The 18289-nt window shown below is 41.2% G+C and carries 9 protein-coding genes; 3 read left to right on the top strand and 6 right to left on the bottom strand.

Features of this window, described 5'->3' with window-relative positions:
* Positions 1-69: 69 nt before the first annotated feature.
* The 6 genes from AC0L7T_RS22500 to AC0L7T_RS22475 all read right to left on the bottom strand — a co-directional run bounded on the left by AC0L7T_RS22500 (position 70) and on the right by AC0L7T_RS22475 (position 12898).
* Complete coding sequence (locus tag AC0L7T_RS22500) at positions 70-1671, bottom strand: sulfatase family protein (RefSeq protein WP_473338584.1); 1602 nt, start codon at positions 1669-1671, stop codon at positions 70-72.
* An 82-nt stretch (positions 1672-1753) separates the two neighbouring features.
* On the bottom strand, positions 1754-3817 hold the full coding sequence (locus AC0L7T_RS22495; protein ID WP_473338583.1) for a CehA/McbA family metallohydrolase: 2064 nt from the start codon (positions 3815-3817) through the stop codon (positions 1754-1756).
* A gap of 253 nt (positions 3818-4070) precedes the next feature.
* Complete coding sequence (locus AC0L7T_RS22490) at positions 4071-5618, bottom strand: sulfatase family protein (protein ID WP_473338582.1); 1548 nt, start codon at positions 5616-5618, stop codon at positions 4071-4073.
* Positions 5615-7105: a RagB/SusD family nutrient uptake outer membrane protein gene (locus AC0L7T_RS22485; RefSeq protein WP_473338581.1), complete on the bottom strand. Its 1491-nt coding sequence runs from the start codon at positions 7103-7105 to the stop codon at positions 5615-5617. Before AC0L7T_RS22485 ends, AC0L7T_RS22490 begins: the two co-directional genes overlap by 4 nt.
* 19 nt (positions 7106-7124) lie before the next feature.
* Positions 7125-10283: a SusC/RagA family TonB-linked outer membrane protein gene (locus AC0L7T_RS22480; protein WP_473338580.1), complete on the bottom strand. Its 3159-nt coding sequence runs from the start codon at positions 10281-10283 to the stop codon at positions 7125-7127.
* A gap of 422 nt (positions 10284-10705) precedes the next feature.
* Positions 10706-12898, bottom strand: coding sequence for a carbohydrate binding family 9 domain-containing protein (locus tag AC0L7T_RS22475; RefSeq protein WP_473338579.1), 2193 nt, complete (start codon positions 12896-12898; stop codon positions 10706-10708).
* 422 nt (positions 12899-13320) lie between these two features.
* Between AC0L7T_RS22475 and AC0L7T_RS22470 the strand changes: the two genes are divergently transcribed.
* The 3 genes from AC0L7T_RS22470 to AC0L7T_RS22460 all read left to right on the top strand — a co-directional run bounded on the left by AC0L7T_RS22470 (position 13321) and on the right by AC0L7T_RS22460 (position 18102).
* A complete protein-coding gene (locus tag AC0L7T_RS22470; RefSeq protein WP_473338578.1) occupies positions 13321-14370 on the top strand; it encodes a 6-bladed beta-propeller in 1050 nt (349 codons plus the stop codon).
* Positions 14371-14645: 275 nt separating this feature from the next.
* Entirely contained in the window at positions 14646-17864 is a 3219-nt protein-coding gene (locus tag AC0L7T_RS22465) for a hypothetical protein (RefSeq protein WP_473338577.1), read from the top strand.
* Positions 17865-17877: 13 nt separating this feature from the next.
* Positions 17878-18102, top strand: a complete 225-nt coding sequence (locus tag AC0L7T_RS22460; RefSeq protein ID WP_473338576.1) for a hypothetical protein — start codon at positions 17878-17880, stop codon at positions 18100-18102.
* Positions 18103-18289: the final 187 nt, after the last annotated feature.

The following is an 18289-nucleotide window of genomic DNA, read 5'->3' as shown; positions in this document are numbered from 1 at the left end:
TTAGCCCCTAAATAGGAAGGGATCCGTCAGGCTATGACGAACCCCTTTCCTAATTTCCTACATAGCATTTTATTGATCTTTATCGACAAAGTCTTTTTCAAAATCAGTGTCATTTACCCAGCCCGCTTTCATTTCTTCTCCATTCATATAGCGTTCATAAAAACTATTGGAGGAGGCTCCTATGTATTCATATTCATCAAAAATATGACCATTACCAAACATCCTTGGATCTTCCTGTCCCTTTAGTTGTTCAAACAAGCTTTCCTTCAATTCCTTTTTCACCGCCAGGTATTCAGGATGTATGGCTAGGTTTTCCATGCAATCTGGATCCTTGCTGATGTGGTAAAGTTCTTCCTGAGGCCTTTTGCCGAAAGAAGGTCCCCAGTATTTTGTGGATCCGGTATTCCTTCTATGGTTTAGGATAAACGTTTTAGTAGGACTACCATCCGTATTCAAATAACCTGATTCAGGATTTCCTGCTGGCCAACGATCCGGTTCGAAATTATGTAGGTAAATGTACTCATCCGTTACTATTCCTCTTATAGGGTAACCCCAATCATGTGGTCGTCCCGCATCATGTCTTTCTTTTCCTATCACTACAGCATTTCTGCTGGGATCAACTCTGCCAGACTTATCACTGGAGAAAATATTTGTTAAGCTCTTTCCTGTTATAGGTTGCATATTCCCCTCTTCTTCACTAATCTGGGCTACCTCCAGAAATGTGGGGGAAAAATCAATAAAGGAGATGAAATCGTCCACTTTTCGGCCGGGATTCTTGATTCCTGCTGGCCACATGATTGCAAGTGGCAGATGATTGGAATATTCATATTCCTGCCCTTTTATTCGAGGAAAAGGCATTCCATTATCAGCTGTAACCACCACAATGGTGTTTTCAAGTTCTCCTCTTTCCTCTAGCACTTCAAGCATCTTTTGTAAATGCTGATCGAAATATTCTATTTCATAGGCATAATCCAGCATATCTGCTCTTATCGTATCGTTATCCGGCCAAAAGGAGGGTACTTTATCAATGTCTTCCAGTTTCTTACCTCCTTTTTCAATACCCGAGCGGAATTCATAAGCCCGGTGTGGTTCGGTGGAGCCATACCAGAAAGAAAAGGGCTCACCCTCAGGTCTCTGGTCCAGAAAATCCTCAAAATTGGCAGCGTAATCAGTGAGGTTAATGGCTTTAGTGGGAGCAGTGGTTTTGTGCTTGTTAAACGCTTGACCTGTCAGTTCTCTCTTTTTTCCATCAACTTCTCCGGGGTTGCCCGGAGCCCAGCCTTTTGCCGTATGGCCTGTATAATATCCGTTTTTTTTGAGAGCCTCCATAAATGTTGTGAACTTGGCAGGAAAATTAGGGCTATGATTGGCTGCTTCTTCCAACTGCCAGGAATTTCTTCCTGTTAAGATACATGCTCTTGAAGGCGCACACTTAGCATTTGGGGTATAGGCATTCATGAACAGAATGCCTTCTTTGGCGACCCTGTCAAATGCTGGCGTATTTACCCAGCTGGTTCCATAGGCACCCATATGGGGAAAGGAAGCATCATCCGCAATGGCAAAAAGTATATTAGGCCTTTTTATTTCTGTTTCTTCTTCCTTAGGAGAACAAGAAACAGAAAACAGAAGGCAGACAAGTCCTAGTGCTAAGAAATAAAATGGTTTTTTCATAACTGATTTTTTATTGACTGGGTTTATTATTCTTCATTAGAGGGTCATCCTACCTGAATGACATTGGTTAATATTTCTTCCGTTAAGGATTTTCTTTAATACCTTTAGAGAGCATCCATGCCTCATGATATTTATGAAATCCAGCCTTTATTGCTGGAGATGCCTGATGCAATGGTTTTTCGCTATTCATTAATTTACCTAAAAACCCCTCTTTCATTAAAATAGAAGCTGCCTGTATTGCAACCGCCTCATCATAGGGTGCTAGTTTTTCTATAAAGCTATCAATTTCACCATCTGAATCTTTCCATAGCTTAAGGGCATACCCGAAAGCGCTTGTGCGGAGGCCATCACCATCAGCGTCAATCCAAACTGCACCCGATGAACCCATTATCTTTGGTTCCCACAAAGGTGAATCCGGTTGGTAAGGCTTGCCTATTTGCCAAAAAGGCAAGGGCTTTCCAGGTCCTGTGGCAATGGCGACAAGAAAAACATCATGCGCTGGCTTGGGAAGGGTCCAGGTGCCGGTCCATTTTATTCCTGTACCACTTTCGCTTTCCCCTGAAAGGATTGCTTCACGTACTTTTATACCGTTTGCGTAGAGGCTTACGGTATCGGTATCTAGCCAGTCAGGACCCAAAACACGCACAGCTACATTGATCTCTCCCGAATTAGGTGCCAGATCCCCCGGTCCATATTGTTGATCGATGACCATTTCAGCCAAAAGACCAAAATTTACCATAACCTTTCCTTCTCGAATATTTTGAGTGGCTTCATCCACGTCTATTTTTCCTGGATCTTTACTTTGGCTTCGGATATAGGTTCTGGCTTGCCCCACCCGATACCTATTAACATCATGAGAGTCACTGGCCCCAATAGGCGTTATGGAATAGCCCCTGTTTAGCATACCAAACCAGTCTTTATATAAACGCATAATATCCGTTTGAAGGGCACCTGAATTGATGACTTCCATCGCATTGGCTGGAACTTCCCAACCTTCCAGGTTAACTCCAGCATCCCCAATATGCCTTTCTTGATCAAAGGGCCGGAATCCACCGTGCACATCACGCGCATGGTTCAATATGATGACGCCCTGGCCCACTGTTTTTTGCATGTTTCGATAGAGCACATCCCAGTTTTCGGCTTTTATTTCCGGTATAGGAGTTTCTTCGGTTACAGGGAAAATATTGAAGTGTCCGAAGCGAGTAGTTACTTCATTACCAATAACTGGGGTGAAGTAGGCATTAACCCGCATTTCCCTGGAGGCGGGTTCAATATTAATATGCACATTGTGATCGGTCATGATTGGAAATTCAATCCCTTCGGCAGCGATGGTAATGGCTCGTTCCTGCATAGTGGCGTCACCATGTCCAGAGTGGGTAAAGGAATGGATATGGGTGTCACTACTGATCCAACCCTCCGTTGGTACTTCGTGGTTGATGTAAAGTTTTTTATGGATTTGATCTCCTGGTTTTATGGTCAATTGAAGAGAATCAACTCCGTACTCAAATCCCCGGGTAGCATAAATGATAAAATTTCCTGAGGGAAGTCCAAACGAAGCCTTTCCATTACCTGTGTAGACAACTCCTGGTCTTACCGCAAGATACTCATCAGAAGGTGCCCCTACTGTTTGAAGGGTTCCTTCAGCGTTAACTACGGTGATTATAGAGGGAAGCAAATTGCCACTTGTTTTATCATAGACTTCTATATGTAGCATGCCTTCCGATAATACTTCTGTCAAAGGCCTATCATCTAAGATTATCTGGCCAACCATTATATCATCAGGCACATTCCCTTGCTGTTCAATCTGGATACTATTATGGCCTGGATTGAGTAATCCAGAGGGGATTTCCAGGTAAATGATCTTGTCCTTCTCATCCCTATCCAAATTCCCCAGTTGATTGCCATTGAGCTTTACCTGCCATGTTTGTTTTATATCCTGTTGCCGGATTTGTAGGGTTTTATTTCCTGCAGAATTTTTTACCACAAAAGGAATTTCTATACGGTTACCTTCTGATTCCCGGGAGAAATCCGCCCATTCCGGGCTGTCTCCAAAACGCAAATGATGCATCTCCGGAGCTATAATTATCTTTTGGGCATAGCTATTTTGCAATGAAAACAACAAGCCTATCAAAAGGAAATAATGCATGTTAAGTTTGAAACTAAATGATCTAAATTTTAACACTAATCGTATCATTGATTTTTATTTCAATCTTTTTTCGATAACAAAATACACCCCATATTTTTCTGGGTTTAGCAATCCTGTTTACATCTCCTGAGAAAATCATTTCGGATTAGCCAGGTTAAGGAATCCTGGGTTGAAAGATGTGTTTTTTAAAAGTTTAATGGGACACATTTTTAGTATCTCCTTTTCATCCTTATGGGATTACCTTTTCTGGCCATTATTTTTCTTGCTTTACAGTTTCATCCAAGTAATTGTATTCGGCTTTAAGCCCGAAAACTTCCTGAGAATTTTTACTCGGAGTAGGTCTTTTATCTCTTTCAGCGAAGTATTGAGCTCCTATCCATTTCATTTCACCTCCAATCACTCTTGGATCACCTGTTTCTGTAAGGTAGGCATCGAGTTTTTTAGAAAGCATTTCCTTTGCATTATGATATTCAGCTTGCTCTGCTACATTGTTCAATTGGTATGGATCCGTGCGAAGGTCAAACAACTCCTCTACAGGTCTTTTATCAAAGGCCAGATTGAAGAGTTCTTTTACCCCTTCTTTCTCCTGATACCGAAGCATGTACTCTTTGGTAGGAGAGGGATAATGGAGCATATGGGCATCAACATCTCCATACAAAGGGGGATCGCCTGCCGGCCATTGTTCTGGCTCGTAATTCCGAATATAAAGATAATCTTTGGTAACAATAGATCGTCCTCCATAGCCAGCACCACCTGCCCGAACAAAGGCATGTCTTTCCCTTGCCGTCACCATGAAGTCGCGGTCCGGTTCTATTGTTCCATCACCTTTTGATTCCAGAATATTTACCAAACTTTTGGTTGTCACTTCTGTAGGGACTGCAATATCCGCCAATTCGAGAAAGGTAGGTGCCAAATCACTAAGGCCTACAAAATCAGCTATCACCCGACCTCCTTTAAACCTGTCAGGCATGGAAACAATCAGAGGTATCTTTGTTCCAAAGGTATAAAGATTGGCCAAGCCACGGGGCATTTGCCATCCGTTGTCGCTACAAACAACGATTAGCGTGTTCTCCATTTCACCGGATTCTTCCAATAACCTAAGAAAAGCCCCGACTTCACTGTCAAAACTTTGGATTTCAGCATAGTAATCAGCCATGTCCATTCTAACCGAATCATTGTCTGGTAAATAGGAGGGGACTTTAATAGCCTCCAAGTCAATGTTCACTTTAGTCGCATTGTCAGAATAGGGACGATGTGGATTTCGGGAGCTGAACCAATAGGTAAATGGTTGTCCTTTTTCACGTTGACTTAAAAATGCCTGGAAAGTTTCATATTGATCACCGGCTGGATTACGCTCCCAACCACCGGCTTCATAATTTCCTGGCCCCCATCCCTTCCCTTGAAAGCCTACCAAATACCCTGATTCCTCAAGCATGTGTGTAAATACCTGGAATTTAGAAGAGATGGTTCCCCATAGGTTTGCCCCCTCTTCTAATTTCCATATATCCATTCCGGTAAGCATGGATGCTCTTGCAGGCGTGCAAGAAGGTGCCGCACAATAAGCATTCGTAAACCTAATTCCCTGCATTGACAAGCGATCAATATTAGGTGTTTTGACTACTGGGTCGCCATAACATCCCAAATGGTTCCAAGAATGGTTATCTGACATCAAAAGAAGAATATTAGGTCTTTTCTTTTGTTTTTCCATTTTTGAACTGCATCCGACAAAGCCTATTGCTCCCAGCATCAAGCCAACCAAAATCAAATTTAAGAGGCCATGTTTCATCAGTCTATTGCTCATTCCGTGGGGTTTTGGACGAGGTTAGTATTTAAGGCCAATTCTGATTCCGGTATTAAATGAACAATGCTATTGGAGGTAGGCAGAACCAAGGTAGGCCCAGACCATCCAAAAGGTTGGACGGAGCTCCTGTCCATTGGTCTGTTATTTCTATAAACATCAATGGCACGATGTCCTTCCCAAGCCAATTCCAAACGTCTTTCATCCAGCACCACATCCAAGACCGTTGCATACCCCTTTAAGTCACTGGTGGAAAACAGCTGCTCTCCAGATAAGCCAGCCCGTTCTCTAATGATATTGACCATCTCAATGGCCTCGGCTTCCATTCCAGCCGTTTTGGCAAAAGCCTCTGCTTTGATCAGGTACATTTCTGCCAAACGCATTACTATGGGTGAAGAAAGCATTTGAACGCCTCCTTCCAAGGTGTATTTATTGATGAAATATTGAGACAAACCATCTCTTTTTCGGAGGAGGAAACCAATGTCTTCTGTAGGATCAGGTATCCTGTTGCCTTGATCATCATAGATATAATCTGGATCAATGAATTTGACCCTTTCATCGTTTGGATTTTGATAAATCAAATCCCTGTAGGTTTTAGAGGCATACATTTCACCCCAACCACCCTGGGAGTGGTACAATGATCCTATGGATCCCTTTCCCATATTTTCTGTTTCCAAAAGCTTAATGGCAAAAAGCGTCTCAGGATTGTTTTCAGGAAGCAAGGTGAAATAACTTCCAAATTGAGAGGTTTCAAGCAGGTTGTATCTACCCGAGTTGATGACCTTGTCAGCATATTCAATGGCCTTGTCATGCTGCTCCATGTATAAGTATAAACGTGCAAGCATTCCCCAGGCCACTTCTTTGGATCCAAAAATGGAGGGCTTGCTTATGCTCATCAAGTTAGCTGCCTTTAAAAGGTCGCTTTCAATGAATTCAAAGGTTTCTTTCACGGTACTTCTGGGAGGCAATGCAGATACATCTGTATTGTCCCTGATCATTACGCCCAGGTTAGTTTCAGGACTTTGAGAATAGGGTCTTCCAAACATTCGCACAAGATCAAAATGCATAAATGCCCTTAAGAATAAGTTTTCTCCTTTAAGCTGAAGATTTTCCTCATCGGCGTTGTCATCAATGGCTTCAATTACTTTGTTGGCTGAAAAGATGCCATAGTAGGCTTCCTGCCAGAATTGGGTAGAAACAGAAGAGTTTACAATGTGCTGGTAACTGTAAGTCAGCATTCTGTTGTCTCCGCTGTTCTTCACCCAAACGGCATCATCACTTGGGAATTCCTGGGCTGCCTGCCTGTTTCTCACATACCGCATTTCTCTTAGGCGGCTATAGGTGCCTATGGTAATGTTAGAAAGTAATTCAGGCGAATTCGAAACCTGTTCGTCAGACAATTGATCGGTAGGATAATACTCAAGATCATCGCAGCCTGTCAAATATCCCATGAAAACGGTCACTAATAAAATATTTATAATTTTTTTCATTTTATGGCGATTAAAATTCTTAAAGATCAAAACTGACACCTAGAAGGATTTTTCTGGTAGGAGAAAACCTAGCGCTATTGGCTGATTGGGCGACTACTGGGTTTTCCATATTTACATCTGGATCTCCACCACTGAATTTGGTGAAAACGGCCAAATTGTCCATGCTGAGATAAATTCTCAAACCCGAAAATTTGTAAACTTTCTCGGGAAACGCATAATCCAATCTCACATTCTGGATGCGGAAATAACTTGCGTCTTCCAAATACCTGGAGGACGTCCCATTCGAGGCACTTCCACCGCTTAGCAATCGTGGGTGGGTGGCGATATCACCAGGGTTTTCCCAACGCACCCAATCCCCTTGAAGCTTCATCTGGTTTTGATTGGTACTGTTATTATCAGAATCTATCCGCTCCCTGTGGGAAAAGTAAATGCTTTGTCCAACAGCATAATTGGCCAAAACACTTAAGGAAAAATTCTTATAAAAAAGGTCATTTCTAATACCCCCCGTAAAATCCGGGTAGGCTGAACTTACAAACAAGTTGCTTGCCGCATTGTACGTATTGGTTGTGCTAATAGTAGCGGGCTCAGTTTTATCCGCACCATGAATTAGGTTGCCTTCAGCATCTTCCCACCTTACCCAAAGTGGATCGCCTGTCTGTGGGTCAGCTCCAGCCCATTCTTTCATATAGAAATACCTCATAGGCAAACCTTCCCGAATCCTCATCTGCCCACTGGCAATGTCTTCTCCCTGATTCAATGCCAAAACCTTATTTTTGTTAATGTTTACATTGAAATTGGTTTCCCATCTAATGGCTCCGTCCAGGTTGACGGTGGTGATACTGACATCAAGCCCTCGGTTTCTTACAGAGCCTACATTTCTTTGCTGGCTTGCAAAACCACTGGAAGCAGATAGGGGTACATTTTGTAACAAATTCTTATTTACACGATTGTAAAAGTCGACCTCAATATTTACGCGGTTAAACATGGAAAATTCCAACCCTAAATTGGTGGTATAAGCCATTTCCCAGGTTAAATCTGGATTTTCCCTGCGTGCAGGACGCGCTCCTGAAAGTCCGTTGTAAGTACTGTTAGAGGTGAAGCTGTAAGTTCCCAGGGATAGGTATGGAGCAATATTGGCATTTCCTGTTGTACCATAGCTTGTCCTTACCTTCAATAAATCAATCCATGTCGCATCTTTCAAGAAGTTTTCCCTATTGACATTCCATGATGCTCCAACGGAGTAGAAAGTGGCCCATCGGTTGTTGGCTCCAAATCTGGAAGAGGCATCTCTTCTAACAGAGCTGACCAAAAAGTACTTGCCTTGATAATTATAGTCTACTTGTCCAAAATAGGATGAAAAACCTGTTTCGGTACTGTTTCCTGCGACGGACTTAGGGCTTCCTGCAGCACTTAGGGCACTTAAATCACCCGCTAAATCCATTCCAACGGCTCCGGTAAAAGAGGAGGTGAGATAATTGTATTCCTGGCCCAATATTCCCGCAAAACTGTGGTCACCGATTCGGTGTTCCAGGTTCAGAAGATTTGAGGTAAGGAAAGATTGGTCATAAGTATAAGTCTGGCTTACTCTGCCATTCTCGAAGCTGGCCAACTGGTGGTCTTTGTCCAGAAGTTGTGTCCAATCTGTTCCTGCTAATCCAACCCTATTTGTGGTGGAAAATCTCATCCAATCTGTAATATCCACGTCAAGTTGAAGGTCGATTCCAAATCGCATGTTTTTGGTGATATCCCTTTGGTGATCTTTGTTGTAGAAATAATTTGATTTGGCATTTCCAATCCAGGTGTTCCCTGCTTCCAGAGGATTATAGGGTGTTGTTCCATCAGCTTCAAAAGCAGGGTCCCATGGTAAATTATTGTACAATTGCGTCATGGTGCCTTCCTGGCCACCTAAAGGCTCATTTGGAGCCCTATTTGCACCTGCATTTATTCTGGTTTGTAAAGTGACCCTATCAGAAATCTGATGTTTCAGGTTCGCTCTCAAATCCATGTTCTGGTATTCCGTTCCTAGCACCGTTCCAAGTTCATTGTAATAGTTCCCACTTATATAGAACGTTGTTTTTTCACTTCCCCCCGAAACGGAAAGCTGATGTTGGTTTACATGACCTGTTCTGGTAAGCAAGGACTGCCAGTCAGTATCTGAAGCCAAAAGGGAAGAGGGCAACACATTTTCAAGGTATTGGTCAAAGGTTTGGTTCGTATAAACCGGAACACCTGCTGCTACTTGCGCATCATAAAAGTTTCTAAAACCTTGTTTTTGCCTGTCATAAAGTTCAGCAGAATTCATCATTTCTAAATTGCCATTCCTGAATTGGCTAATCCCTGCTGATCCACTGTAGCTGACTTTGGTTTCACCACTTTTTCCTTTTTTGGTGGTAATGATGATAACCCCATTGGCGGCACGGGAACCATAAAGTCCTGTTGCTGCTGCGTCTTTCAAAACTGTAATTGAAGCAATGTCCATTGGGTTAGCAGATCCACCAATAACACCATCCACTACGTATAAGGGGCCGTAGCCGGCACCTATAGAGCCTACCCCTCTAATCACTATATTGGTAGCGCTTCCAGGCCTTCCTTCTGTGTTGGATACTGTTAATCCCGCAACTTTTCCTTGAAGCATGGTTCCCAGGTTATTGGAGATGACCCCATTTTTTAAATCTTTCTCACCAACTATAGCAACTGAAGAGGAAAGTTCAGACTGGCGTCTGGCACTGTATCCAACGACCACTACCTCATCCAGGGAAGAAATGTCTTCACTAAGGGTTACATTAATTATACTTTGATCGCCAACAGGGATCGTTTGGGACTCAAAACCGATAAAAGAAAAGACCAAAGTAGACCCTTCAGGAACGGAAAGGGTGTATTTACCATCAAGATCGGTTGCCGTTCCTATGCCCGCACCAGCAACAGAGATTGTTACTCCTGGGATTGGGTCCCCTGCTTGATCCAGGACAATGCCAGAAACGGATACGTCCATCATTGTTTCAGAAAGCTGAATGAAAGTCTTTTCGAAGTTATTGTAGGGCTGATTGTCTGTAGTGTAATTGTGGCCTGTTGGGGATTCCCCGATGACGGGAATAAAGCTGGAGAGCGATAAAATGGCCACCGTTCCAAACAAAAGCTTCTTTACCAGCCAATGATGATACAGCATATTAAATTTCATAAATTGGGTTTTTAAATTAATTGTTAATTGATATTATCACAATTGGGACAATAATATAAAGTTTTAAATTTATATTATAATAATAGATGATAATTTCTTTTTAAATTTTTATTAACTTATGTTAAGTGTTATTCCTAAATATTTGATAGGTATAGATGTAATTATAAGTTTTAATTTATGAATAGTGTGGAGGAGTAAAGCCTATTAAATATGGTTTAAAAGACCCATAAGTGCGAAATGCCATAGGTTAAGTAGGTGTGTGATTATTTGTGTTTATGTATTGCTTTTTGGAGGTTACTTTTTCAAAACCTGGAATCCAAATGAAAAAATGAGGGTTGCTTAGCATAAAAAATGGGCAAAAAATCTCTACAGTTTGCGGAATATTTGGTGTGCTACTTTAATGAAAAAATTAGATTTAAACCTTAAAACCTCAAGGTATAAGCCAGTTTAACAGTGGATTGAATTTCCATGACATTGAACCGGTCTGTAAAACGTTGCCAGTTGTGGTTGTGGACGATGAAAAAAGTGTTGCCCGGGTCTATCACCCAAACAAACCGACTGTTTGTTCCCAGTCTTTCTGTAAGGTTGTCATATTGAATATTGAAATTCATCGAAACCCATTGGGAAAAGTCATAGCTACTGTTTAACCTTAATAAATGGGTTTTAAAGTCTCCCTGTTCCAGTTGCACACTGCTATGAATATAACTTGCTGTCATATTTAGTCCTACAAAAGGCCTTACAAACACATCTGTCTCTAAGCTTACTTGCCTGCCTGTCCAAAACCCGATATTGGTGAAGGTAGCCGTGCCGCCAAATTTTCTAAACGGAGCAGAAGAAGCTTCTATTGAGTATCCTCTGTTTTGGTAAGTGCCTTCCGAAATTAAAAAGGCCCCATCCCTCAAAATATCGAAGGTGAAATCCAGGAATTCATAATTGTGGAGGAAAGAAAAATTGATGAAATCTCCTGTTTCAAACCTTAATCCAAGCACCCTGATTTCATGATTTACAGTGGCTGGTTTCCAATTCATCATCATTAAATATTCAAAATCATACTGCCAGCTTAGCTCTCTTAAAATGGAGCTTCTTTCTATTAGTGGATTGTAAGTAACCGTAGGTTGGAGCCTTCTGAATCCTACTCGTGGGACAAAACCTACAGCAGGGTCGTAATTGACACCAAATTCCCGGTAAGAAATATGGGCATCCCAGGGTTGGTTGGGGAAGTTGAACCTAAAGCCACGCACAGATCGATCCATAATACTGCTGCTATCACTAAAAAAGGAGGGGCTGTGGCCCACAAAGAAAGCTTCAAATTGAAAGTTTTTATTACCAAAAAATTTGGAGGTACTTAAGTTAATGTCTGCACCAAAGGTTTCTCTCACTGGAAGGCTGTCTCCATCCGTGTCTCTACGGGTATAAATGGCGCCAATGGTACTTTCAGCGGAGATGTTTTGCAGTACCCTGCCCACCGTGAAATTCTCTCCTGGGAGATCTCCGGATTCCCCGGTACGTGCCTGAAGAAAGCCTATGTCTGTGTTTTTTATGCGGCCAATAAGTCTTGCCCCATGTTTAATTGGTATAGCACGACCATCCTGTAGTCCTATTTTTCGACTAAAATAAGGGTTGGGGTTACTGGAGGGAGCAAATACAAAAACGTTGGCCCCTTGCAGGAAAAAATCTCTTCTCTCAGGCAATACTATTGGAAACCGGGTTAGGTTAACTTGTCGGTCATCCACTTCTGCTTCTGCAAAATCAGTATTGACAGTGATGCCAGCTTTTAAATTAGGGGTAATGTTATAATTTAATTCTCCACCGGCATTAAAGGTGGTTTCTTTCTCCATGGAACCCTCTGGGTCATTCCTTAGTCTTGACTGTGTCGTGATTGCATAGGGGATGGCTTCTAATCCAATTCCTTGATTGATATTGGACAAGCCCCTGAGTTTTCCTGCATCCTGTGGTCTTTCGATTCCCTGATTTCTTTCGAAACCTTCCCAGAGGGTAATTTCATTTTTTCTTCGGATGGTTCTAAGAAAATTTATGCCCCAAGTTTCGTTTTTGGGATCAAAATTTAGGGTCATAAAAGGTATTCGAATTTCAGCGGACCAGCCTTTGTCATCCCGTGTCACCCAGACTCTCCATATCCCATTCCAGTCCCTATTGACTTCAGCACCCTGACCTGTTCTTAAAATCCCATCTCCCATAAGCCCATGGGGATTGATTTCAAAATAAAAGGCGGAGCGTTGGTCATTGTAGGTGTCCAGGATAAATGCAAACTTATCGTCGGTGTCCAGTGAGGCATCCCGTCTTTTCTGGAAGGCTTTGATTTCATCCGGCTGGCTATCATAAAACCTTGCGCCTATGTACAGGTTTTTTTCATCAAATGCGATTTGTACGGAGGTTTGCTCAGTAGCAAGTTGTCCTTCCAGTGGTTCCTGTTGGCGGAATGCGGTAGCGGCGTTGACTTTGGCCCAAAAAGATTCGTCCAACCTGCCGTCGAGGCTAATCTGTTCGTTATCTGCTAAACGATAGGCAGTAATGTCTCTAGGCTGTTGGGCATAAATCCCAGACAGTTGAAAAAAACATAAAAAGTACAAGGTGAAATATTTTCTTCCAAGCATAGCCATATATAAGCTTGAAATAAGCGAATATTTAGGACTTATCAGAAGTTATTATACGAAAGGGCTGAGAATTGTGTTAATAGTTCAAGGTGCGAAAGAAATTGATTAAATTGCTAATGAAATTTGGGTTGAGGCTTAGATGCTTTGCTGTCTCAGGCAACTATCCATTGGCTTCGGTAATGATTATCCCCACAATTTCTATTAATTAATAGAAATCAGGTCAATCGGTAGAAACCTGATTTTGACCTATTCATTATAATATCTTGGCAGTCTTTTTCCTTTCCTATTGGAATCCAGTGATGATTGGATGATTTAATACGATAATACCCTAAGATAAGGTAATAATATTGGATCTTTAAAGTTATCTAATGGTAAATCGTAATTTCGCAATAGTAAAATTCGCAATAGTAAAACTTATTTCAATGAATACATCCAAATTTAATTTTCTGTTAGTTTGTGTGCTCATTTTATTCTTTTCTTGTTCTAATGAACAGGAGGGAATCCCTGTAATTAAGGCGAAAAATGTGTTGGGTAATGAACTGAAGCTATCTGATATAGCTTCTTCTATAGTGGAAATTCCTTTGGAAACCAGAGAGGATATTTATTTAAAATCAACTGGCAGTATTACCAAATCCGAAGAGCATTTTTATATTTTAGACATAGGAAGGATCGTTAAATTCAAGTTGGATGGTACCTATGTTGGAGAAATAGCAAAAAAGGGTGAAGCTCCGGGTGAGTACCTTGGCGCATATGAGATTAGTTATGACTTGAAAAGCAGAAGTTTACTGGTGGCGGCCCAATTTAATCAGGCCATATTACAGTACAGTGAAGAAGGAGAGCTACTTGGTTCTGCCTCTTTTCCTTTCCCATTTTACGTAAATGCAACGGATAATGGAATTTGGGTTCTTTCTCATGGAGGATTTTTACAATCCAGAGATGGCGGTATACTGAAGATAATGGGATATCGTCTTGATAGTGAGTTGATAATATCGGATTCAATGCTAGTTAAGAAAGTGCCTTTAGAAGGTAATACAGGTCCAGGTAGGTATATCCATCAGCAGTATGTCAGTTCATTTGATGATAAACCAGGGATATATTATGCAGTTATTATGTTTGAAAAATTCCGTAGGGATACCTTATATACCCTTGAAAAGAATCAATTAAAACCCTACAGTAGGTTTGATTTTTCCTTCTCAGACAATAGAGAAGTGATTAATATTTACGAGATTACTGGGGAAGGTAACTATTATTTCATTACCTATTCCAGTATTCAGCATCAGCAATCGTTGTTTGTGTTCGATAGAAAAAAGAATGCCGGTTATGACCTTAAAAAAGGGATTACAGCAGCAGATGGAAAAACCTATTTCCTAAATGCTTTCGGTGATGGAGACTATTTTTATATCAAAAGAGTGGCTGATGAAACAGGCTTTGAATTAAATCCAATCATCGTTTGGGTTAAGTTGAAGGAGTGATTGGGGGGAGAATTAAATAACCTTATTCGGGTAAAATTTTATTTAAGGGTTTAATGAGGGAATTCTACAGAAATCAATTACCATTAATAAAATTGCTCTTCAAAATTATGTGAATAAACTTTCATTATTTAATATTAATTATACTTACTATTAAATTAAACTAGGAAGAAGCAATTTTTCAACTATATAATAGAAAGTCAAAATAATTCTTAATCTTTACTCTAGACTTGAGAGAACGAACTAAAATAATAAAAAAGCAATTTCCCAAACAAATCATGAAGACTTACCCCATCTTCCTCGCTTCCTCTTACGAACTCCAACCCGAAAGAGAGAAATTTAAAATTTTTATTGGTCGGAAAAACAAGATACTTGTCAAGAAGAATGTTCGGCTTGAGCTAGAGATTTGGGAAGATATGGGGTCGGAACTGAATAAGTCTCGGAAACAGGATGACTATAATAAAAAGCTTCAGGAAGCTGAAATCGTTGTGGTGCTCTTCTGGACCAAAATGGGCAAATTTACTCGGGAAGAATTTGATTTGGCCTATCAGCGGTTTTTAGAAACAGGAAAGCCGTTGATCTATGTCTATGAGAAAACTGAGATATGCTCGAAACCTTTAAAGAATTGGGAAAAACAAAGCAAATCTGACTTTTTGAAAATGCTGCTGGCTCCGGGGAAGGAACAGTTCCACAATACCTTTTCCAATTACGGTGAATTAGAGGCACATTTTCTGCATACGCTTGATGGCCTTTTTGCTGATAACCGCCTCACCTTTGGGGAAAAAGCTAAACTGCTAAGCATGAAAGGCCCCCTTCCACCTGCGTTTTTTATCGGTAGAGAAAAGGAGCTGGAAACCATCAGCGAAAAATTTAATAAGAAAGGACAGGTTATCCTACTCTCTGCAGAGGGGGGATTGGGAAAGACCATATTGGCTTCCAAGTACTGGTATCAAAACCAATACAGCTACGGTAACTGCGCCTATCTATTCTGTGAGGGAGGCATAATAAATGCGGTTATTGGAGATGGACTGGGTATGGACCTGACAGGACTTTCCGATGAAGACCGACTTCGGCAATTACACAGACTTTTCAATATCCTTGGGGAAGATTTCCTACTCATTCTCGATAATGCCAATGATGCGGAGGATATACAGTCCTTTCTTCTGGAATTTAGTGGATTACAGGCCAATTTGCTGATCACGAGCCGCTGCAGGGATTTGCTGACGGACAGGGAAAGTGAAATGCACTTGGAACATCTTTCCCCCAAAGAATCCAAGGAACTGTTTCTGGAATACTATGAGGAAGATAATGAAGACTTCGATCAGCTACTTGACAGCTTCCTGGAAGGAATCAATTACCATACACTACTTATAGAGGTTTTTGCGAAGAACCTGAAAGAGGCTTCAGAACTTGGTATGAACCTGAAAGGCTTTCTTAAAGAACTTGAAGTTAAAGGTTTGATACTGGAAGAGGATAATAACTTCGAAATTAGAAGTATTTATTCTGGAAACTTGAATAGAAAGGCAGCCACCATCAATGATATACTGGAGATACTCTATGATTTCACTAAACTGTCGGAGGAAGATCGGCGCTTTTTGGTTAATATGTCCTTGCTACCTTCTGAAAACTACACATTGAAATTTTTACTGGAACTTTTTGAACCTGAAAAAAAGAAAGCATTCAGGGATATTCTCATATCCCTCTACAGGAAAGGCTGGATAGGGGGAGTGCAAGGACAAAAACCTCTTTACCGTTTGAGCCCGGTCATTCAGAGCCTGACACAGACTAAAAACAAGGAGACACTTTGGGAGGACGGTAAAGCCTGGGTTGAAAAACTTAAAGGCTTTATCGAAGTTGAGCAAGAAAAAGACAACTCTTTTACCAAATTCAAATGGATTCCTTATGGGAGGTGTCTTGTTAAAGTTTTTAATTCTTTGGAAGAAGAAGGGTTTTTGTTGTTTCTAAATGATTATGGAATTTTGTTAAAAACTACAGGTGGCAATGAAAATCTATCAGAAGCAAAGATTCATATTGAAAAAGCCCTTGACTTGAGTATTAGAAATTTCGGAAAGGAATCCCCTTCCGTGGCCAAGAGCCGTTCGAACCTGGCATTGGTTCTCAATGATCTTGACGGAGAAGCCAACCTAAGGAAGGCGAAGGGACAGCTTGAAATGGCCCTTGAATCGGAAATTAAGAATTTCGGGAAAAACTCTCATTCTGTGGCAGCAATGCGATCTAACCTTGCAGCAACCCTCCAAGGACTCGGTGGAGAAACCCACCTTATAGAGGCAAAGAAACAGCTTGAAATGGCCCTTGATTCAGTAATTAAGAATTTAGGGAAAAACGTTTACTCTGTGGCTACAATACGTTCTAACCTGGCAACTGTCCTCAATAGTCTAAATGGAGAAACTAACCTCTTGGAGGCTAAAAGACAGCTTGAAATGGCACTTGACTTAAATATAAAAATTTCCGGGGAGAACTCTCCATCTGTGGCTACAAGACGTTCTAATTTGGCAATGGTACTTGCAGACCTTGGCGGAGAAAACAACCTGAAGGAGGCAAAAAGGCATCTTAAAATAGCACTTGCCTCTCGCAACCTGGATTGCGGAACGGATCCCCCGTCGGTGGCCATAAGCCGATCCAACTTAGCAATTGTCCTCCGAGACCTTGGCGGAGATGCCAATCTTTTGGAGGCGAAAGGACTACTTGAAATGGCCCTTGAATCTGAGATAAAGAATTCCGGAGAATCCACGCCCTTCATAGCCACAATACGTTCCAACCTGGCTTCGGTATTCCAAAACCTTCGAGGAGAAGCCAACTTGAGACTGGCAAAGGACTTGTTTGAAATGGCCCTTTCCTCAAATATTCGGAATTTCGGAGAGGATTCACCTCCAGTGGCCAAAAGCCGTTCCTTTCTTTCGATGGTTCTCCGAGATCTAAAAGGGGACGTAAATTTGAGGGAAGCTAAGAGACAGCTTGTAATGGCCATTGACTCAAACATCCGTCATTATGGAAAGGATTCAAACAAAGTAGCCAAAAACCGTTCCTACCTAGCAATTGTTCTCCGAGACCTCGGCGGAAAAGTCAACCTGAGGGAGGCGGAGAAATTGTTTGAATTGGTACTAGACTCGGAAATAAGAATTTTAGGGGAAGACTCCACTTCAGTAGCCACAAGCCGATCCAATCTTGCGATGGTACTTATAGATCTAGGTGGAGAATTAAATATGAATAAGGCAAGAGTACAGCTAGAAACTGCCCTTGCTTCTGATATTCGGAGTTACGGGGAAAACTCTCCGAATATTTCAATTTCTATGTTTAATTTAGGTACTGTCTTGGCCAATATTGGTAATAAAGAAAATTTATTGGAAGCGAAAAGACTCTTGGAAACCGCTAAGAATCTTGATATAAGATATTTTGGGGAAGCTTATCAGAGGGTGAAAAATATTCAAAGTTGGATAGACTTAGTGGAGGAAAAGCTTCAAGAAATGGAAAATTAATGAATATTAGTCTATGAAAACCTATCCCATCTTCCTTGCCTCCTCTTACGAACTCCAACCCGAGCGGGAGAAGCTTGAGATTTTTATAAGACGACAAAACAAGCGTTTGGTCAAGAAGAATGTTATGTTGGAGTTTGAGGTATGGGAGGATATGGGTGCGGAACTAAATGAATCCCGAAAACAGGATAACTATAATCAAACCTTAGAAGAGGTAGAAATCAACGATTCCGAAGGTTAAATGATTTTCTTTCATTCATCAGATGATGATAGCATCAACGTTTTTATTTCAAAAGAAGGGAAAAAAAGGGAAATATCCCCCTTGCAATGGTTGATAGTGAAAGGGATAAGGTGAGGGTGATAGTAAAAGTGGAAGTTGGAAAAGTCAAGACAGAATTCTAAAAATATTAAAAATAATTTAGTAAATT

This window comes from Cyclobacterium sp. 10D3-21, from assembly GCF_055809755.1.
This window is presented reverse-complemented; position numbering and strand designations above follow the sequence as displayed.